This is a genomic window from Vibrio sp. LaRot3, from assembly GCF_027587025.1.
GTDB lineage: Bacteria > Pseudomonadota > Gammaproteobacteria > Enterobacterales > Vibrionaceae > Vibrio.
On record NZ_JAPPTI010000003.1, the window covers coordinates 100,143 to 120,923 of the forward strand.

Annotated in this window: 15 protein-coding genes and 1 pseudogene; 8 read left to right on the forward strand and 8 right to left on the reverse strand. The window is 45.3% G+C overall.

All coding sequences use genetic code 11. The features are described 5' to 3' along the window. Positions 1–43: 43 nt before the first annotated feature. On the forward strand, positions 44–895 hold the full coding sequence (gene djlA, locus OH461_RS09430; protein ID WP_270020379.1) for a co-chaperone DjlA: 852 nt from the start codon (positions 44–46) through the stop codon (positions 893–895). Positions 896–967: 72 nt separating this feature from the next. Here the strand turns inward: djlA and OH461_RS09435 are convergent, their stop codons facing one another. The 5 genes from OH461_RS09435 to OH461_RS09455 all read right to left on the reverse strand — a co-directional run bounded on the left by OH461_RS09435 (position 968) and on the right by OH461_RS09455 (position 5,666). Beyond that, complete coding sequence (locus OH461_RS09435; RefSeq protein WP_270020380.1) at positions 968–1,357, reverse strand: Rid family detoxifying hydrolase; 390 nt, start codon at positions 1,355–1,357, stop codon at positions 968–970. 134 nt (positions 1,358–1,491) lie between these two features. Next, positions 1,492–1,953 (reverse strand): aspartate carbamoyltransferase regulatory subunit, encoded by a 462-nt coding sequence (gene pyrI / locus OH461_RS09440; protein WP_260261480.1) that lies wholly within the window; start codon positions 1,951–1,953, stop codon positions 1,492–1,494. Positions 1,954–1,969: 16 nt separating this feature from the next. Continuing rightward, positions 1,970–2,899 (reverse strand): aspartate carbamoyltransferase, encoded by a 930-nt coding sequence (gene pyrB, locus OH461_RS09445; protein ID WP_270020381.1) that lies wholly within the window; start codon positions 2,897–2,899, stop codon positions 1,970–1,972. Positions 2,900–3,152: 253 nt separating this feature from the next. Further along, entirely contained in the window at positions 3,153–4,157 is a 1,005-nt protein-coding gene (gene argF, locus OH461_RS09450) for an ornithine carbamoyltransferase (RefSeq protein WP_270020382.1), read from the reverse strand. Between the two features lie 132 nt (positions 4,158–4,289). Continuing rightward, positions 4,290–5,666, reverse strand: a complete 1,377-nt coding sequence (locus tag OH461_RS09455; protein WP_270020383.1) for a PhoH family protein — start codon at positions 5,664–5,666, stop codon at positions 4,290–4,292. Positions 5,667–6,102: 436 nt separating this feature from the next. On the opposite strand from OH461_RS09455, the gene rapA reads away from it, so the two are divergent. From rapA to OH461_RS09480, 5 genes and pseudogenes are all read left to right on the forward strand, one after another. Then, positions 6,103–9,012 (forward strand): RNA polymerase-associated protein RapA, encoded by a 2,910-nt coding sequence (rapA, locus tag OH461_RS09460; protein WP_270020384.1) that lies wholly within the window; start codon positions 6,103–6,105, stop codon positions 9,010–9,012. Positions 9,013–9,115: 103 nt separating this feature from the next. Continuing rightward, complete coding sequence (gene rluA, locus OH461_RS09465) at positions 9,116–9,853, forward strand: bifunctional tRNA pseudouridine(32) synthase/23S rRNA pseudouridine(746) synthase RluA (protein WP_270020385.1); 738 nt, start codon at positions 9,116–9,118, stop codon at positions 9,851–9,853. A gap of 44 nt (positions 9,854–9,897) precedes the next feature. After that, positions 9,898–10,860, forward strand: a complete 963-nt coding sequence (locus OH461_RS09470; protein ID WP_270020386.1) for a D-2-hydroxyacid dehydrogenase — start codon at positions 9,898–9,900, stop codon at positions 10,858–10,860. Between the two features lie 128 nt (positions 10,861–10,988). Next, positions 10,989–12,149 (forward strand): annotated as a pseudogene (locus tag OH461_RS09475) (YjgN family protein). Continuing rightward, on the forward strand, positions 12,149–13,141 hold the full coding sequence (locus tag OH461_RS09480) for a M48 family metallopeptidase (protein WP_270020387.1): 993 nt from the start codon (positions 12,149–12,151) through the stop codon (positions 13,139–13,141). The pseudogene OH461_RS09475 and the gene OH461_RS09480 overlap by 1 nt, the downstream one beginning before the upstream one ends. An 86-nt stretch (positions 13,142–13,227) precedes the next feature. On the opposite strand, the gene OH461_RS09485 is transcribed toward OH461_RS09480, so the two are convergent. The 3 genes from OH461_RS09485 to pepA all read right to left on the reverse strand — a co-directional run bounded on the left by OH461_RS09485 (position 13,228) and on the right by pepA (position 18,349). Next, positions 13,228–16,083, reverse strand: coding sequence for a valine--tRNA ligase (locus OH461_RS09485; RefSeq protein ID WP_270020561.1), 2,856 nt, complete (start codon positions 16,081–16,083; stop codon positions 13,228–13,230). A 244-nt stretch (positions 16,084–16,327) separates the two neighbouring features. After that, entirely contained in the window at positions 16,328–16,777 is a 450-nt protein-coding gene (locus OH461_RS09490; protein ID WP_270020388.1) for a DNA polymerase III subunit chi, read from the reverse strand. A 63-nt stretch (positions 16,778–16,840) separates the two neighbouring features. Beyond that, positions 16,841–18,349, reverse strand: a complete 1,509-nt coding sequence (gene pepA / locus OH461_RS09495) for a leucyl aminopeptidase (RefSeq protein ID WP_270020389.1) — start codon at positions 18,347–18,349, stop codon at positions 16,841–16,843. A 191-nt stretch (positions 18,350–18,540) separates the two neighbouring features. Here pepA and lptF point away from each other — a divergent pair, with 191 nt between their 5' ends. Next, entirely contained in the window at positions 18,541–19,641 is a 1,101-nt protein-coding gene (gene lptF / locus OH461_RS09500) for an LPS export ABC transporter permease LptF (protein ID WP_270020390.1), read from the forward strand. A gap of 3 nt (positions 19,642–19,644) precedes the next feature. Beyond that, on the forward strand, positions 19,645–20,715 hold the full coding sequence (gene lptG / locus OH461_RS09505) for an LPS export ABC transporter permease LptG (protein ID WP_270020391.1): 1,071 nt from the start codon (positions 19,645–19,647) through the stop codon (positions 20,713–20,715). Positions 20,716–20,781: the final 66 nt, after the last annotated feature.

A 20,781-nucleotide genomic window follows, 5' to 3' on the forward strand; every position in this document is an offset into this window, starting at 1 on the left:
AGACCGCGCTACGATGAAAAAATTCAGAGATTGAGAGCACATAATGCATATTTTTGGCAAAATTCTGGGGACCTTTTTTGGTTTGCTGTTGGGCAACGTACTGGGAGCTGTGATTGGTTTCTTTATTGGACATCAATTTGATAAGGCACGCCGTCTAAGCCAAGCGGGTTTTCACACATCAGGTTTTAGCGGCCCGAGCCAAGCTGAACGACAAGAAGAGTTCTTTAAAGCGGCATTTGCCGTGATGGGCCATGTAGCTAAAGCGAAAGGGCAAGTGACGCGTCAGGAAATTGAACTGGCGAGCGCGATGATGGATCGAATGAGTCTTCATGGTCAGCAGCGTCGCTCTGCTCAGGATGCATTCCGTGAAGGTAAATCTAGCGATTTTCCACTTACTTCAATTCTTGAGAAAGTTAAAATTTCAACTGGCGGTCGTTTTGACTTATTGCAGTTCTTTCTTGAGCTACAAATTTCAGCGGCTTTTGCTGATGGTGATATTCACCCGAGTGAGCGTGAAGTACTACATCGAATCGCAGTTGGTCTTGGTTTCTCATCACAACAGCTGGAACAACGTTTGCGCATGCAAGAAGCGGCTTTCCGTTTTCAGCAAGGCGGTTTTGGTGGTCAATCGGGCGGTCAGCAACAGTCAGGTAGTTGGCAGCAACAAGCTTCTCCCGCTAATCAATTGGCCGATGCATACAACGTATTGGGTGTGGGTGAAAACTCAGACAGTAAAACCGTCAAACGCGCTTATCGTAAATTAATGAATGAGCATCACCCGGATAAATTGATGGCGAAAGGTTTACCGCCTGAGATGATGAACGTAGCGAAAGAAAAATCACAAGAGATTCAAAACGCTTACGATCTGATCAAGAAAGTGAAAGGCTTTAAATAGCCTTCTCACAAACGCAAAACAATAAAGGCGAGCTTCAGCTCGCCTTTATATATTTTACAATGTGGTTTTCGATTATTTGCGAACCGCAATGGCTTCGATTTCGATACCTACATCTTTTGGTAGGCGTGCTACTTCAACACAAGAGCGTGCTGGGTAGTTTGCTACTTTGTGCTCGTCGAAGAATGCACCGTAAACTTCGTTTACCGCAGCAAAGTCGTTTAGGTCTTTGACAAAAACAGTCATTTTCACGATATCAGCAACCGTTAGGCCTGATGCTTCAACTACCGCTTTTACATTGTCCAGAGATTGGCGTGCTTGCACGGTGATCTCTGCTGATACTTCGCCTGTTACTGGGTTTACAGGGATTTGGCCAGAAGTAAGAACCATGCTGCCAAGATCAACACCTTGTACGTATGGGCCGATTGCTGCTGGAGCAGATTCTGTATGAAGTACTTTAGTCATGGTTATTTCCAATGATGTTACGGAATGAATGGCAAACAGTTTGCCTTCAATCAGCCACTAGGTAAAGCGCTAAATACCCCACCAAATAAGCCAGTAAAGTGAGGTATTATGCTAGTTGCACAAAGGCTTATAGATTATCGCTCGGTCACAATTTCACGAGAGAATACTTTCTCACAGTATTTGCACTTCAAACGGATATCATCTTTGGCTTCAAATATTTTGAAGCTGCTTTCAACCGGTTCACCATGAGTAATACAGTTGGTGTTTGGGCACTCAAAAACATTGTTGATCTGCTCTGGTAATTCCAGAGGCAACTTTTTCACAACCGAGTAGTTTTCGATTTGGTTGACGGTGGCATGCGGGGCGTACAAGGCCAGTTTGCTTGCCTGCTCTTCGCTGATAAAGACATTTTCAATTTTTAGTAAGTCTTTGTGCCCAAGAGCGGAAGAGGGCAAGTTCAAGCCGACTGTCACGCGCTGCTGGCTGTTGTGCATATTAAACAGTTTGAGAACTTTAATGCCAATTAGCGCAGGAATGTGGTCGATAACCGTGCCGTTTTTAATTGCTTCTACCTGCAATTGAGTTTCTTTAGTCATGAGTTTTTCTCCTCGATTACAGTGATTGATTGAGAACTAGCGCTAGCAGAGCTTCACGGGCGTAGACGCCGTTTTCTGCTTGTTGGAAGTAGTAGGCGTGTGGAGTTTTGTCGACATCAGTGGTGATCTCGTCAACGCGTGGTAGAGGGTGCAGCACCTTCAGGTTTTCACGCGCGTCTTTGAGTAGAGCGGCGGTAAGGATGTAAGCCGATTTAATGTGTGCGTACTCTGATTCATCAAAGCGCTCTTTTTGTACGCGAGTCATATATAGGATGTCGAGTTCAGGAACCACGGTTTCCATATCGGTATGCAAGCTATATTGAATGCCTGCTGCATCCAACTCTTCACAGATGTAATCGGGCATGGCTAAAGCTTCGGGAGCGATAAAGAAGAAGCGCACATTGTTAAACTTGGCTAATGCTTGAGTGAGAGAATGCACGGTGCGGCCATATTTTAGGTCGCCAACAAAAGCTACGTTGAGGTCATCTAATCGGCCTTGAGTTTCTGCAATAGTGAAAAGGTCGAGCAGAGTTTGCGTTGGGTGTTGGTTTGCGCCATCCCCAGCGTTAATCACAGGCACACCTTTGGAGAATTCAGAAGCAAGGCGAGCAGCGCCTTCTTGTGGATGACGCATCACAAAGGCATCCACGTAAGAAGAGATAACCTGTACAGAATCCGCGAGCGTTTCGCCTTTTTTCGCTAGCGACGTGTTACCGCCGTTATCAAAGCCAATCACACTGCCACCAATGCGTTGAATTGCAGTTTCAAATGATAGGCGAGTACGAGTCGATGGCTCAAAGAAACAGCTCGCGATAACTTTATCTTTAATCAGATTGGTATTGGGTTCGGATTTCAATTGGCTTGCAGTTTTTACAATGAGTTCAAGTTCTGCGCGCGACAGTTCTGGAATCGAAATGATGTGCTTGTTGAAAAGCGTGTTAGTCATGATCATCGTCCCTATCTGAGAATAAAATTTAGGCAATAAAAAAGCCCCCCAATAAGGGAGGCTTTAGAAATCGGTGAATGTTGTAAAATAGGCCATCAGTAAGCATGTTTGCTTACGGCAAGTAAAGCGCATTGTAGAACACGAATTACGTGGCATTTTTTACAACCTCCAGACAAATTGCCGAGCATTATACGCTGAAGTTTTGTGAGCGCAAGCGATTACGTCTCGCTTCTATTTGTTACCTTTTTGGCGTTCAGCTACCGAGTGTGGCAACCATCACAGCCTTGATGGTGTGCATGCGATTTTCAGCTTCATCAAACACAATCGAATGGTGAGATTCAAACACCTCTTCAGTGACTTCTAGCCCTTTCATGCCATACTTTTCTGCGACTTCTTTACCCACGGTGGTATCATCATTATGGAAAGCGGGTAAACAGTGCATGAACTTCACTTGCGGATTGCCGGTTTTTGCAATGGTATCCATGTTGATTTGATAGGGTTTCATTAACGCCACACGCTCTTCCCAAGCTTGCTCTGATTCTCCCATTGATACCCAAACATCGGTGTAGAGGAAGTCGCAACCTTTTACGCCTTCTTCTACGTTTTCGGTTAAGGTTATTTTTGCACTTGTTTGCTCGGCAATGGTTTGGCAGGTATCTACCAGTTGCTGCTCTGGCCAGAAGGCTTTTGGCGCAACTAAGCGAATGTCTAATCCCATTTTTGCCGCACCAACCATAAGAGAGTTACCCATGTTGTTGCGTGCGTCACCAAGATAAGCCAGTTTCATCTCATGTAATTGCTTACCTCGACCATGTTCAAGCATCGTCAGCAGATCGGCTAAGATTTGCGTTGGGTGAAACTCATCGGTTAGGCCATTCCACACAGGAACGCCCGCATGTTCAGCCAGCTCTTCTACAATCGCTTGACCAAAGCCGCGATATTCAATGCCGTCGTACATTCTTCCTAGTACGCGTGCCGTGTCTTTCATCGATTCTTTATGACCAATTTGTGAGCCAGAAGGGCCGATATAAGAAACTTGAGCACCTTGATCAAAGGCGGCCACTTCAAAGGCACATCGAGTTCGGGTAGAGGCTTTTTCAAAGATTAGAGCAATGTTTTTACCTTGCAGTTTTGGCTGCTCAGTTCCTGAATATTTCGCTTTTTTTAAATCTGCAGACAGATCCAACAAGAATTGAATTTCTTGCGGAGTGAAGTCGAGCAGTTTGACAAAGCTGCGGTTACGTAAATTAAAAGCCATGCCTTATTCCCTTATTGTTAGTCGCGACCAATGAAGGATTTAGTTAAACATAAAAATGTATATATTGTGAATAATTATTTTAACTAAAAACCGATAAAAGCATCTTTTATCGGTTTTGTTGACTAATTATGTTTATAGGTTTTCTTCTGCGAACTCTGCGAGACGGCTTCGTACTACACCATTTAGGTGTATGTTGGCGCTGCCTTCAAAGTCTTTAAAGCGCTCGACCATATAAGTTAATCCTGACGTCACAGGGGTTAAGTAATGGGAGTCGATTTGCGCCAAGTTACCAGAGCAGACAATTTTAGTGCCTTCACCACATCGGGTGATGATGGTTTTGATTTGTGAGGCTGTGAGGTTTTGACACTCGTCGAGCAATACAAATGCATTTTGAATTGAGCGCCCACGCATGAAGTTAATGGATTTGAACTGAATGTTGGCTTTATCGCAGATGTATTTGAGTGAGCCTTCAGTACAATGGTCATTCTTATGCAGCGCCTCTAAAGTATCAGTAACCGCAGCAAGCCATGGCAGCATCTTCTCTTCTTCTGTTCCGGGTAAGAAGCCGATGGACTCACCAATATCGGGTGTGTTTCGAGTGACAATGATTTTGTCGAACATCCCTTTTTCTATGGTTTGTTCTAGTGCAGAAGCGAGCGCTAATAGGGTTTTACCGCTCCCTGCGGCTCCGGTCAGAATGACCAAATCAATATCAGGGTCGAGGAGGGCGTCCAATGCCATCGCTTGGTAGATATTTTTCGGGGTGATATCCCAAGCTCGTCGATGCATTAAACGTTCGCGGCTGAGGTCTTTAAGAGTCAATTTATCGGCTTCGATTTCTGTCACGCGACCAACAAAATCGCTGCCTTCATCAATCACATATTGATTGAGATAAGTGGGATCAAAAGGTTCACGATCTAAAGTATGAAACGTTCGGCCTGCCAGATTTTTACTTTCGACTTGGTCAACACTCTCCCAGAAATGCCCGGATACCTGTTGAAACCCTTTGGTGAGGTATTGAACATCATCGATCAGTTGGTCAGTTCGATAATCTTCAACAAAGCGAACGCCAGCACCTTTGGCTCGCAAACGCATATTGATGTCTTTGGTGACCAGAATGACTTCTCGAGGTGCGCGCTTGTTTTGTAAATATAGCACCGCATTGAGGATGCGATTATCACCAGCCTTATCGGCAAAGGCTTTGACGGTTTCTTGCAGTTCGAAGTCGGCCAAAATAGCGATATTGCCAGTATCGTGTTTATCTCGGTTAATGGGGATCCCTTCGGAGATTTCATCCGGGGTAGACTCTTTAAAAAGTGCTTCTAACGCACGTATAGCGACTCTAGCATCACGTGCCACATCACGTTTACTGTCTTTGATTCGATCGAGTTCTTCTAATACGGTCATCGGAATGACCACGTCGTGTTCTTGAAAGGAATAAATGGCGAAAGGTTCGTGAAGAAGGATATTGGTATCAAGTACGAAAAGTTTTCTATCCGTATCACCCATAAGCGTCTCCTGCCTGAGTCGGCGTGCTGCTGTACAGATCTGTTTGCCTGTCTTCAACTGCTCTGCTGAACGAGCGGGAGCGTCAAAGACTGCAAACCCGTGTAGTTCGACCTTTTGCCCTCGAGCTAGCCGAGGGTAACGCTGGGGTTACGCAAGTGGTTAAGTAAAGAAATGCCCCATGCGTTAACGTAAGTATAGGCAATCCACAGTTCTTGTTGTGCCATCGTTTTCTTACACTTTGATGTCACTCTTTAGCTGCAAAAATATTTGTTGTGAAATGCGGGCTTTGTACGTGACCAAAGTCACAGCTTGCAGTAATATTAGCGACCTTTTTCTGCGCCATCGCTGACCTATAATTACCCCCGTCAGCCGCCTTTGAAATGGCGCAAGAACAGCTAAGATAAATAATAAATTTATTAAATGAGGTAGTCGATTCATGACATTTGCTTTGGGCCAACGTTGGATCAGCGATACGGAAAGCGATCTGGGTTTAGGAACTGTAGTGGCATTGGATGCTCGCACTGTGACATTAATGTTTGCCGCTTCTGAAGAAAACCGAGTCTATTCGCGTAACGATACTCCTGTGACTCGTGTGAGCTTTAATGCTGGAGATACAGTAGAAAGCCAACAAGGTTGGTCATTGAAAGTTGAGCAAGTGATTGAAGACCAAGGTCTGTTTACGTACGTTGGTGTACGTGAAGACACCGAAGAAGCGGATGTAGCTCTGCGTGAAATCATGCTGAGCAACCAGATTCGTTTTAACAAACCTCAAGATAAGTTATTTGCTGGTCAAATTGACCGTATGGATAACTTCGTTCTGCGTTATCGCGCATTGGTTAACCAATATCAGCAGCACAAAAGCCCGATGCGTGGCCTATGTGGCATGCGCGCTGGTCTTATTCCTCATCAGTTATATATTGCCCATGAAGTCGGTCGCCGTCATGCACCACGTGTACTTCTGGCTGATGAAGTTGGCCTAGGTAAAACCATTGAAGCGGGCATGATCATTCACCAACAAGTGTTAGCGGGTCGTGCAGAGCGTATTCTTATCGTGGTTCCAGAAACTCTACAGCACCAATGGTTAGTAGAGATGATGCGCCGCTTTAACCTGCATTTCTCTATTTTTGATGAAGAGCGCTGCATTGAAGCATTCGCTGAATCAGATAACCCATTTGACACCCAACAATATGTATTGTGTTCATTAGATTTCCTACGTAAGAGCCGTAAGCGTTACGAACAGGCGTTAGAAGGTGAATGGGATCTCTTAGTTGTCGATGAAGCACATCACCTTGAGTGGAGCCAAGAAAAACCAAGCCGTGAATACCAAGTGGTTGAAGGTTTAGCGGAAAAGACACCGGGTGTCCTTTTGCTAACTGCAACGCCTGAACAGCTAGGTCGCGAGAGCCATTTTGCCCGTCTACGTCTGCTTGATTCTGACCGTTTCTACGATTATGAAGCGTTTGTAAAAGAGGAAGAGCAATATGCACCGGTTGCAGACTCTGTTAGCGCGCTTTTCTCAGGTCAAACTTTAGCGGATGAAGCGAAAAACCAAATTACTGAACTGCTTTCAGAACAAGACGTTGAACCTTTGTTCCGCATTATCGAAAGCGATAGCGAAGAAGAAGCGAAAGCGGCGGCTCGCCAAGAGTTGATCGATAACTTGATGGACCGTCACGGTACTGGCCGCGTGCTATTTAGAAATACTCGCGCAGCGGTAAAAGGTTTCCCGAAACGTAACGTCCACCTTATGCCGATGGCGATTCCTCAGCAATACACGACGTCTATGCGCGTGGCAGGCATGATCGGTGGCAAAATGACTCCTGAAGCACGCGCGATTAAGAACCTTTACCCAGAAGAAATCTTCCAAGAGTTTGAAGGTGATGATGCAAGCTGGTGGCAGTTTGACTCTCGCGTGAACTGGTTGATTGAAAAAGTAAAAGATAAGCGCGCTGAGAAGATTCTAGTGATTGCTTCACGTGCCAGCACCGCATTGCAACTTGAGCAAGCTTTGCGTGAGCGTGAAGGCATTCGCGCAACTGTATTCCATGAAGGCATGTCGATTCTAGAGCGTGACAAAGCGGCCGCTTACTTCGCTCAAGAAGAGGGTGGTGCACAAGTGCTTATCTGTAGTGAAATTGGCTCAGAAGGTCGTAACTTCCAGTTCGCTAACCAGCTAGTGATGTTTGATTTGCCATTTAACCCAGATCTGCTTGAGCAACGTATTGGCCGTTTAGACCGTATTGGTCAAAACCGTGATATCGATATTCACGTGCCATACCTAGAAGGTACGTCACAAGCGATTATTGCTCGTTGGTTTGATGAAGGTCTGAATGCGTTTGCAGAAACTTGCCCAACTGGCCGCGCGGTTTACGACCAGTATTCAGAAAGCTTAATTGAGATGCTAGCTTCTGGTGATACCACCGAGCTTGACGACATCATTGAGCAATCGGCGAAGATGAACAAAGAGCTAAAATTTCAGCTTGAACAAGGCCGTGACCGCCTATTAGAAATGCACTCAAATGGCGGTGAAAAAGCGCAAGCTATCGTTGATAGTATCGCCTCGACTGATGGTGATACCAACCTTGTTACGTTTGCTCTAAGCCTATTCGATACGATTGGTCTTAACCAAGATGACAAAGGTGAAAATGCATTGGTAGTAACGCCATCTGAGCACATGATGGTGCCAAGCTACCCGGGTCTACCTTATGAAGGGGCGACCATTACCTTTGATCGTGAAACGGCGCTTTCTCGTGAAGACATGAACTTCATTAGTTGGGAACACCCAATGATCCAAGGCGGTATTGATCTGCTGATGAGTGAAGGCGTGGGCGTAACTGCCATGTCTCTACTGAAGAACAAAGCATTGCCTGTTGGCACTATGCTCCTTGAGCTGATCTACAAAGTGGACGCGCAAGCACCGAAACGCAGTGGTATTACTCGCTTCCTGCCTGCTACGCCAATCCGCATCATGTTGGATGGCAAAGGCAATGACTTGTCTGAGCAAGTTGAGTTTGAAAGCTTTAACCGTCAGCTAAGCCCAGTAGGCCGCCATATTGCAACTAAACTGGTTTCTTCCGTTCAAGCGCAAGTGCATCAATTGATCACTGCTGGTGAAGCTCTGGTGGGCGATAAAGTGACTAAGATTCGCGAACAAGCTCAGCAAGAAATGCAAACTAGCCTGAACGCCGAACTTGAACGCCTGCAAGCATTGAAAGCAGTTAACCCGAATATTCGTGATGAAGAGATCGACGCTATTGATGAGCAAATCAAACAGCTCACTGGTTACATCTCTCAAGCGCAATACCAATTAGATTCATTGCGTCTGATTGTTGTTTCACACAACTAGCCTAGAATCTAAATCATTAAGCCATTTCCGGTGGTTTGTTTAAAAGCCACCGGAAGTTTTATGTCGTAACCTGCCTTTTGACAGGTAGAAATTGGAATAACCAATGGCAATGCTAGAGTACAACCCACCAAGAGATCCATGGGTTGAGATTGTTTATGAGGATCCGCAGATCCTCGCGGTTAATAAGCCGTCAGGGCTACTGTCGGTACCAGGGCGATTAGAAGAGCACTTCGATAGCATGTGGAGTCGTTTACAAAGCGATTACCCAGATATTCAAGTTGTGCATCGACTAGACATGTCAACCTCAGGTTTAATGGTTTTGGCTAAAGATAAATACGCAGAAAGATCACTGAAAAAACAGTTTCAATATCGTCTAACCCATAAGGTGTACTATGCACGAGTTTGGGGGTATGTTGAACAGGAGCAAGGTGAGATCGATCTGCCATTGATCTGCGATTGGCCAAATAGGCCGAAACAAAAGGTATGTTTGGAGACAGGCAAACCTTCAAAAACCTTGTATCAAGTCGCTAAGCGAGAAGAGAAAACCACGATTGTGCGCTTGTTGCCGATTACTGGTCGCTCACATCAGTTGCGTGTTCATATGCAGGCATTAGGACACCCAATCGTTGGGGATGAGTTTTACTCAGAAGGTGAAGCTTTTACTTTCTCAGACCGTTTGGATTTGCACGCGGCAGAGCTGAGCTTTTATCATCCTCGTTGTGAATGGCTGCGTAGTTTGTTTGTGCCATGTGATTTCTACCCAGAAGCTCAGGCTGTGGTACTTAATGTTTTCGATCCTGTGCGAAAATTACCTGATTACAAAACGCTACCGCGTTCTTAGGTAAAATATTCAGTCCTCATTAGGTAGCGCGTTAAGGAGAACTTATGTCGCTACCTACTGTTGTCTTTCTTGATAGATCGACCATTCCTGCTCATATAGACCTTCCCCATCTTCCTTTTGACCATCAATGGATTGAGTACGACTCGACTCCAGCAGAACTTACGATTGAGCGTTTGCAGCAGGCGGACATTGTCATCACTAATAAAGTGGTTTTTTCTGAGGCTGAACTTCGCCATCTTCCCCAACTTAAGCTAATTGCAGTTTGCGCGACTGGCTTTAATAACGTTGATATCGATTTTTGTCAGCAACATCAGATTGCGGTTTGTAATGTTCAAGGTTACGCAACCCGCTCTGTACCTGAGCATGTGATCGCGATGGTTTATGCTCTAAGACGTAACTTGTTTGGCTATCACCGAGATATTGCACAAGGCGTTTGGCAAAAAGAACAGCAGTTTTGCTTTTTTACTCATCCTATCGGTGATGTGGGGGGCTCAACCATGGGTATTGTCGGTAGTGGCGCGCTTGGTCAAGCGACGGCTCAACTGGCGAAAGCAATTGGTATGAAGGTGCTGTTTGCTGAGCGAAAAGGGGCGCAGCAATGTCGTGAAGGCTTTTTACCTTTTGAGCAAGTATTGCAATACGCAGATGTAATCAGCCTCCATTGTCCTCTCAATCAACACACCCAAGATTTGATTGCGTCTAAAGAGCTTTCTTTAATGAAACCTTCCGCCATCTTGATTAACACAGGCCGCGGCGGTTTGGTGAATGAATCCGCTTTGGTGGCTGCATTACACAATGGTGCGATTGCTGGTGCCGGAGTGGATGTCTTTACTCAAGAACCGGCCGATGAATCTAATCCGTTACTTGCGAACATTCATTTGCCTAATCTGCTGTTAACCCCTCATGTAGCGTGGGGGAGTGACTCTTCGATTCAACGGTTATTAGAAACGCTAGTTGGCAATATACAGGCCTTTGTTGAAGGTAAGGCTAAGAATAGAGTGGTGTAATGTTACTTTTAGAGTGTGATTTGCAGCTATAAATATGACCGCACGCTATGCATTATGATGCACTTATTCTGATAACTTGTTACTCTCTGCTTCCTTTTGTTTTATAACAGCTTTTGGGATTAGTGAAGATGGAATCTACACAAGTGAGAAATTCAGTTTTATTTAATGGTCGCGCTGGAGAGTTCTTCGGTATCTGGATTGTTAATGTTTTACTCTCAATAATTACTCTTGGGATTTACTCTGCATAGGCAAAGGTACGTACTAAGCGTTATTTCTATGGCAACACACAAATTGCTCAAGAACGTTTTGAATACCATGCAACACCGATACAGATCCTTAAAGGCCGCTTAATTGCGGTGGGCTGCGTGATTGCTTGGGTTGTACTGAGCACCATGAACCCAATCATTTCTTCCATATTATTATTGGCCTTTTATGTCGCTTTACCTTGGTTGTTATGGAGCAATGCACGATTTGATTGTGCAATGACGAGCTTTGCTAATGTTCGTTTCTCTTTTGCGGGATCGTTAAAAGATGCGTATATCACTTTGTTTGGTCGTGCAGTCTGTGTCTTCGTAGGATTCATTTTAGCCGTAGTTATAATTTCTGTAGCTGGGGCTGCGGGCTCTGCAGTTGCTTTGACTATCGGTGTAATTGGTTTGCTTGCTCTACTACTGTTTGGCCAAGCTTGGGTGATGCAAGGGGTGTATAAATACTTTTTGAATGGTTACCGATACGGCCAACGAGAGTTTAGTGCGGAAATTAAGACGGCTGAATTTGTTAAAATATTTCTGTTTGCAGCATTAGTTGGTTTGGGAATATTGCTGATTATTTTTGCAGTAGGGTTCTTTACTGTACTGGGCGGCACATTCTATGGTCTAGATAATCTGCTTTATTCGGGAGTAGTGGCCCCGATCATGATGGTTACCTACTACTTGGTATTCCTTGCGTTTGGTTTTGTTATGACTGCCTTTATCGCTGCTCGTATCCGAAATTACATTTTTTCTCAGACTCAATTATCTAATGGTGATAAGCCTGAATATAACTTTGAGTCCTCGTTGTCCGCATCGAGTTATGCTTGGTTAATTTTCTCTAACCTGTTGGCGCAAATCGTCACTTTTGGTTTGGCTCGACCATGGGTTATGGTGCGCACCGCTCGATACGTAGCGTCAAGAACGACGGTAATTGGTGATGTTAGTCAATTAGATGCAAAAAGTAGTGACTCGAATATTCGTTCTGCGGCTTCAGATGAAATCGCTGAAGCCTTTGACGTCGGTATAGGCATCGGTTAATGCGCTTCGAAGGTTATGCCTTTCCACCTCACAGCTCGCATAAACAGCGAGCTGTGTTGACGCTTTACAATCAAACATCATTTCGCCTCCAATTTACGGACCACGAAGAACTGGTTTCGTTAGATCAGGTTAAATTCAGCGATTCGGTTGGGAATTTGCCTATTCGGTTAACTTTTCCGTCAGGTTGGGCTTTCGACGCTGATAATAGCGATTCACTTAAAGAGTTAGCGATAGCCTCCAACAAAAATGCTTGGTTAGTAAAGCTGGAGCGATATTGGCTTGCTGTTTTAGCCAGTGTTCTCTTGTGTATATCGTTGACGATTGCAGGTTTCTATTATGGTGTGCCTTGGGCAAGTCGAGCGATCGTTTCTGCTGTTCCTGCTTCTGTAGAGCAGAAATTTGGAGAACAAGTCTTTTCTCAATTCGAACGTCATTGGTCAGCCAGTAATGTTCCGTTTGAAGTGAGAAAAAAAGTCCGAGAAAGGCTTAAGCAGCATCTTGTCACTATTGACTATCAGGGGATGCCCATTGAGCTGGTATTTCGTTCTATGGATGAGCAAGCGAATGCGTTTGCTTTTCCGGGCGGCACCATCGTGGTTCTTGATGGCTTAGTATCATTAGCGCAAAACGATCAGCAGTTGGATAGCATTATTTTGCATGAAGTGGGGCATGTGCATCATCGCCACGTCATGATTCAAGTTGTGGAGTCGAGTATTGTTGCGATAGGTGTGGCGGTATTAACGGGTGAAGCAACAGGAGCTCTTGATTCAATGGCAGGTATTGGGGCTTTTTTGTTGAGTAATGGTCGTTCTAGGCAAGCTGAGCAACAAGCTGATATGTTTGCCAAACAAGCAATGATTGATATTTATGGCAGTGCCCAGCCGATGGTTGAAATATTTGAGTTGCTCGATAATACCAGCCAGTTTGAAATACCGGAGTGGATCAGTACTCACCCAGAAATGCAGCAACGGATTGAAGATTTGCAGCAGTAATAATCGTCAGACTATTTGCCATCGACACTTCACCTACAAAAAAGGCAGCGATAACTCGCTGCCTTTTGCTTAGGTTTTAAACTAGATTATAGCGCCGCAATCGTTGCTTTCTGCTCTTCTAGTTTCACTAGCGTTTCTTTGTAACCGTCTAGTTTCTCGCGCTCTTTCGCGACAACCGCTTCAGGTGCTTTAGCAACGAAGCCTTCGTTACCTAGCTTACCTTCGATGCGTTTGATCTCACCGTGCGTCTTCTTGATTTCGCCATCAAGACGAGCAAGCTCTGCATCTTTATCGATTAGACCAGCCATTGGGATAAGCAGCTCAGCTTTACCTACAAGTGCCGTTGCACATGCTGGTAGCTCATCGCCTTCGCTCACGACTTTAATCTCTTCAAGCTTACCTAGTGACATTAGCACTTGGCGGTTTTGCTCAAGGCGCGCTGCATCAGCTTCGCTTGCTTTTAGCATCACGTCTAGTGGTTTGCTTGGCGCGATATCGTATTCAGCACGTAGGTTACGGATGCTAGTAATAAATGCTTTCACCCACTCAATGTCTTGTAGCGCAGCTTCGTCGAAGTTTGCTTCATCGTATTGGGGTAGAGCTTGTAGCATGATGGTGTCGCCTTCAACGCCATCTACCAGAGGCTTCACGCTTTGCCAGATAGATTCTGTAATGTATGGAATCACTGGGTGAGCAAGACGTAGTGTCTTCTCTAGAACTGTGATCAATGTGCGGCGAGTACCACGTTGTTGAGCTTCTGTACCTTTCCAAAGAACAGGTTTCGTTAGCTCTAGGTACCAGTCACAGAATTGGTTCCAGATGAATTCGTAGATAGTGTTTGCCGCCATATCTAGACGGTAGTTGTCTAGGTGAGCGTTAAACTCTTTCGCTGCAAGTTCAAACTGAGATTCGATCCACTTGTCTGCTAGTGAGAATTCAATCTCACCTTCACCAAAGCCACAGTCTTTGTCTTCTGCATTCATCAGTACGTAACGGCTTGCGTTCCATAGCTTGTTACAGAAGTTGCGGTAACCTTCTAGGCGTTTCATGTCCCAGTTGATGTCACGGCCAGTTGAAGCCATCGCAGCAAGAGTGAAACGCAGTGCGTCAGTACCGTATGGTTCGATACCATTTTCAAACGTCTTACGCGTGTTCTTTTCAATCTTCTTAGCAAGCTGAGGCTGCATCATGTTGCCAGTACGCTTGGCAACTAGAGACTCTAGGTCGATGCCGTCAATCATGTCGATTGGGTCAAGTACGTTACCTTTAGACTTCGACATCTTATCGCCGTTTTCATCACGGATAAGGCCTGTCATGTAAACGGTCTTGAATGGTACTTGTGGCTTACCGTCTTCATCTTTTACAAAGTGCAGCGTCATCATGATCATACGCGCAACCCAGAAGAAGATGATATCGAAACCAGAGACAAGCACATCAGATGGGTGGAACTGCTTCAGTGCATCAGTATCTTCTGGCCAACCTTGTGTGCCAAACGTCCAAAGCGCAGATGAGAACCATGTGTCCAGTACGTCATCGTCTTGGCGAAGAACAACAACAGGTGCTAGGTTGTTTTCTGCACGAACTTCTTCTTCAGTGCGACCAACATATACGTTACCGTCGTTGTCGTACCATGCAGGAATACGGTGACCCCACCATAGCTGACGAGAAATACACCAGTCTTGAACGTCACGCATCCAAGAGAAGTACATGTTTTCGTATTGCTTAGGCACAAATTGAATGTCGCCGTTTTCAACCGCTTCGATTGCTGGCTTAGCCAGAATCTCAGTACGAACGTACCATTGGTCAGTTAGCATTGGCTCGATAACCACACCACCACGGTCACCGTAAGGAACGGTTAGGTCGTGATCTTTGATTTCGTCTAGGAGGCCAAGTTCTTCAAATTCTGCCACGATAGCTTTACGTGCAGCGAAACGCTCCATACCTTGGTATTTAGTAGGAAGTTCAGTGCTGTATGCGTCGCTTGTTTCACCGTTAGTGGTGAATACTTCTGCTTCAGCGCGTACGTTCGCGTCGAAAGTCAGAATGTTGATCATTGGTAGGTTATGACGCTTACCTACTTCATAGTCGTTGAAATCGTGCGCAGGGGTGATCTTCACACAACCTGTGCCTTTCTCCATGTCCGCGTGCTCATCACCTAAGATAGGGATGCGACGGTCAACGATAGGTAGGATGATTTCTTTGCCGATAAGATCTTTGTAGCGAGGGTCTTCAGGGTTAACCGCAACACCTGTATCGCCAAGCATGGTTTCAGGACGAGTGGTCGCAACAACAATGTAGTCTTTGCCATCAGCCGTTTTAACGCCATCCGCTAGAGGGTAGCGGAAGTGCCACATGTGGCCTTTTTTGTCTTTGTTTTCTACTTCGATGTCTGAGATAGCAGTGTGTAGCTTAGGATCCCAGTTAACCAAGCGCTTACCGCGGTAGATAAGGTCTTCTTCATAAAGACGTACAAAGACTTCTTTTACTGCGTTAGATAGGCCGTCATCCATAGTGAAACGTTCGCGGTCCCAATCTACAGATGCGCCAAGACGACGAAGCTGTTTAGTGATAGTGCCACCAGACTCGCCTTTCCATTCCCAAATTTTGTCGATGAATGCATCACGACCGTAGTCATGTTTTGTTTTGCCTTCTTCAGCAGCGATTTTACGCTCAACAACCATTTGAGTCGCGATACCAGCGTGGTCAGTACCCACTTGCCAAAGCGTGTTTTTGCCTTTCATACGCTCAGCACGGATTAAAGTATCCATGATAGTGTCTTGGAACGCGTGGCCCATATGTAGGCTACCAGTGACGTTCGGTGGCGGGATCATGATGCTGTATGATTCTTTAGTGGTGTCACCGTGTGGCTTAAAGTAGCCTTTCTCTTCCCAAGTCTGATACAGAGCTTGTTCGATAGCTGTTGGGTTGTATGTCTTTTCCATATCGCTCATCTTTCTTCCTCGTCATACTTGGCGTTGTATCGTTGTTGGCTGCATTCGCTCACCTCAATCACATATAAAACATATGCTCAGAGGGTTCGCTCATTTTGCCGCCTAGATACACCACCAATCATTTAGAGGAAGTGTGTTCTGGTTAATGGGTTAATTTGCGTCAATCTTTATAAGTGAGGCTTCTCTGTGAAGATCGCCTTAACTATAAGGATTGCGCAGTGTGTTTTCGCTGGTTTTAGCTATGTTCGATTTCGAACGTTTGCATTTGAAAACCGGCTTGGCGGTAAATTTTATACCTTTCTCTTGCTTGCTGCTTTGCTTTTTCTTCGCAAGGCACGAAGTCTACCACCTCAGCAAACTTGTTCGCAAAGGTTGTCTCATTTTCAGCCAAATTTATTACCAATTGACGGTTCCAACTCGGTTTTACCTTTTGATGGCCAATTTCAATAGGTGACGCATAACGAGGCCCTTCGCCAACGAGATTGTGGGCAATGAAGTTTTCTGGCTCAATTTGCCAAAATAGCTCCGCAAGTTGCTCCGCTTCACTTTTATCTTGCGCATTTAAATACACTTTAGCTCCTTGCTTAGCAAAATGCTGAGCAAGAAAAACTACGTAGCGGTGAAACCCGAGAGTTTCCGCTTGTGGGCTATCTGGCTTGATAACGTAAAACGTTGCGTTTGCCATGGGCTATTTTCCTTCATTCAATACTAAAAAAGGGCCTTGCGGCCCTTTTCGATATTGTGAGGATTATTCCTCGGTCTCTTGGCCGCTGCGATTTAGCAAGAATTGGACAAGCATTGAGACCGGACGGCCTGTAGAACCTTTAGCTGCACCTGATTTCCAAGCTGTACCTGCACAGTCAATGTGTGCCCAGTTGTACTTCTTAGCAAATTTAGATAGGAAACAGCCAGCAGTGATTGTGCCCGCAGGACGACCACCGATGTTTGCCATATCAGCAAATGGGCTCTTTAGTTGCTCGTGGTATTCATCTGCCATTGGTAGACGCCATGCACGGTCGCTCGCCTGCTCAGAAGCATTGATTAGCTCATGAGATAGCGGGTTGTGGTTTGAGATAACCGCGCTGATGTGGTGACCAAGTGCCATGATACAAGCACCAGTTAGCGTCGCGACATCAACCACACACTCAGGCTCGTAGCGCTCAACGTAAGTAAGAGCATCACAAAGTACTAAGCGACCTTCAGCATCGGTGTTTAGCACTTCAACGGTTTGACCTGACATAGTCGTTAGGATGTCGCCTGGACGGTAAGCATTGCTGCCTGGCATGTTTTCACAACCAGCAAGAACACCAACAACGTTAATTGGTAGGTTCAGTTTTGCTAGTGCTTTCATAGTACCGAATACAGATGCAGCACCGCACATGTCGTACTTCATCTCATCCATGCCTTCACTTGGCTTGATGGAGATACCGCCTGAATCGAAGGTTAGACCTTTACCGACCAGTACAATTGGTTTTGCATCAGGATCTGGGTTGCCCTTGTACTCCATGATAGACATCATAGATTCGTTTTTAGAGCCACGACCTACCGCTAGGTAAGATGTCATGCCCAGTTTTTCCATCTCTTGTTCGCCAATAATTTTGCTGGTTACAGTTTCGTAATCATCAGCAAGGCGGCGTGCTTGAGAGGCTAGGTAAGCTGGGTTAGCAATGTTTGGTGGCATGTTGCCAAGATCTTTCGATGCTTTTACACCAGAAGAAATGGCTAGACCGTGCGCAATCGCTTTTTCACCAAGGTTTAGCTCGCGGCGAGTTGGTACGTTAAATACCAGCTTGCGAAGTGGGCGACGAGTTTCTGGTTTAACACTCTTGAATTGATCAAAGGTGTATAGACCATCTTTAGTCGCTTCTACTGCTTGGCGAACTTTCCAATAAGTATCGCGACCTTTAACGTGTAGCTCAGTTAAGAAGCATACAGCTTCCATCGAACCAGTTTCGTTAAGAGTGTTGATGGTTTTTTGGATAATTTCTTTGTATTGGCGCTCACCAAGCTCACGTTCTTTACCACAGCCGACTAGCAGAACGCGCTCTGAAAGCACGCCAGGTACTTGGTGCAATAGCAGCATCTGACCTGGTTTTCCTTCTAGATCACCACGGCGAAGCAGTGAACTGATATAGCCATCGCTAATTTTATCTAGCTGTTCGGCAACTGGAGAAAGGCGACGTGGCTCAAAGACGCCAACGACGATACAAGCGCTGCGCTGCTTCTCAGGGCTGCCACTTTTTACACTGAACTCCATGCGTACTCCTACATCCTGAAGACATTTACAACTAAATGTTAGATAATGTTCGCTTACTTGTTGATTCCTTAATCGGAACTACCTTTAAATAAGCCTGCTAACACCTAGCAAAAATTTAAAAAAATAAAGGGTTCAACGGGAAACTATAGTGATTCAATCAAAAAAACAAGTTTTGTATAGGTAATTTCAGCGTGATTATTGTTAGATATTTGATCCGCGAGACACTCAAGAGCCAGTTTGCGATCTTTTTCATCCTGTTTTTGGTGTTTTTGAGTCAAAAGTTGATCAGAGTATTGGCTGATGCATCCGATGGTGAAATCCCTGCCAGTTTGGTGATGCATTATGTCTCATTGAGTATGCCATCGATGGGCTTACTCATGCTGCCGCTCAGTTTATTCCTAGGTATTTTGATTACCTTTGGGCGTTTGTACGCGGAAAGTGAAATTACCGTAATGAATGCGACCGGTATCGGGAATAAATTTCTGATTCGTGCTGCACTCTATTTAGCCGTGATCACCGGTGTTGCTGCTGCGGCTAACTCGTTTGTGTTGTCCCCGTATAGCCAAGAAAAATTGATTCAGCTTGAAGAGCAAGTTCAATCTGAAAACAGTGTTGATCTTTTAAAGAAAGGCCATTTCCAAGCAACGCCTGATCGCTCGTCGGTGGTGTTTATTGATGACATCGATGGGGACCAATTAAAGCATGTGTTCGTTGCACAGATGCGCCCGCGTGATTCGATTCTTCCTAGTGTCTCTTTTGCTCAATCAGGTGAAGTGAAAGAGCTCAGTGATGGGCGTCAAGTTATCCGAATGTTTGATGGTACTCGTTATGAAGGTGTACCAACACGCATTGATTACATGGTGACTGATTTTAGCCAATATGAAGGTTTGATTGGTCAAAGCGAAGTAAGACGTAAAGGGCGTGATTGGGAAGCGATTCCAACCTTAGATTTGTTCTCTAACCCCGATCCTAAAGCGCAAGCGGAACTGCAATGGCGTATCTCGCTGGTGGTATGTATTCCATTATTGACCATGTTGGTAGTGCCACTGTCTGCGGTAAACCCTCGTCAAGGCCGCTTCGCTAAGATGGGGCCAGCGATTTTGGCGTATTTGGCTTACTTCCTAGCTATCAGTGCAACTAAATCAGCATTGGAAGATGGTGCTATCCCTGCTGCGGTAGGTATGTGGCCTATCAACGGTGCACTGTTGATTACAGCGCTTGGGGTTAACATGCTAGACAGTATTCCTGTTCGACGCTTTAAAGATAAATTAAGACAGAGAAAGGCAGCCTAAGTCGTGTTTAAGATTTTAGATTTATACATTGGTAAAACCATTATCGCGACCACATCTTTGGTGCTCGCAACCTTTGTCGGTTTATCTGCGATCATTAAGTATGTAGAGCAACTTCGTAAAGTGGGTGAAGGCAGCTATGACTTACTTCAAGCGCTCTTTTACGTTGGTTTGAGTATTCCTCGTGATATCGAAATGTTCTTTCCAATGGCGGCGTTATTGGGCGCTTTGATCGGCTTAGGTATGTTGGCGTCTAGCTCTGAACTGGTGGTAATGCAGGCGGCAGGTTTCTCAAAGCTTAACATTGGTGTTTCGGTACTGAAAACGGCGATTCCTTTGATGATCATCGTGACCTTGCTCGGTCAATGGGGGGCACCTCAAGCCCAAAAGATGGCGCGTGATTTACGTGCGTTCGCTACCTCTAATGGTGCCATCATGTCTGTGCGTACGGGGGTTTGGGCTCGTGATGCCAATGATTTTATCTTCATTGGTAAGGTAGAGAACGACACCATTTATGGCATGAACATGTGGCGCTTTAATGATGACAAAAAGCTCGAGAATGTATTTTATGCTAAGCAAGTGGACTACGTTGCTAATAACCAATGGTTAATGAAGGATGTGCAAGTAACTTACATGAATGACAAGGTTCAATTGTCTAAAGTTAGTTTGCCTGAGTTTCATTGGACCACTTCGCTTGAACCAGACAAGCTTGCTGTGGTGACGGTTAAACCTGAAGAGCTATCACTATTTGGTTTGTATGATTACGTGAACTATTTGAAAGCGTCAGAACAAGATGCCTCTCGCTATGAGCTGGCATTTTGGCGCAAAGTGACTCAGCCATTCTCGATTGCTGTAATGATGCTGATGGCACTGTCGTTTATTTTTGGTCCGTTGCGTAGTGTGACCATGGGTGCGCGAATTCTATCGGGGGTTGTTGCGGGCTTCTCGTTCTATATTTCGAGTGAGTTCTTTGGCCCGCTCAGCTTGGTATACAACATACCACCCGTGTTTGGCGCGGTCATGCCAAGTATCGTGTTCTTAACCATTGCGATAATGCTGCTAAGACGAAAGCTATAATGAACAAGCCCTCTCATTCGAGAGGGCTTTTTTATCTCAGTTGCTCTTGTACCGGTGGTTCTTGTT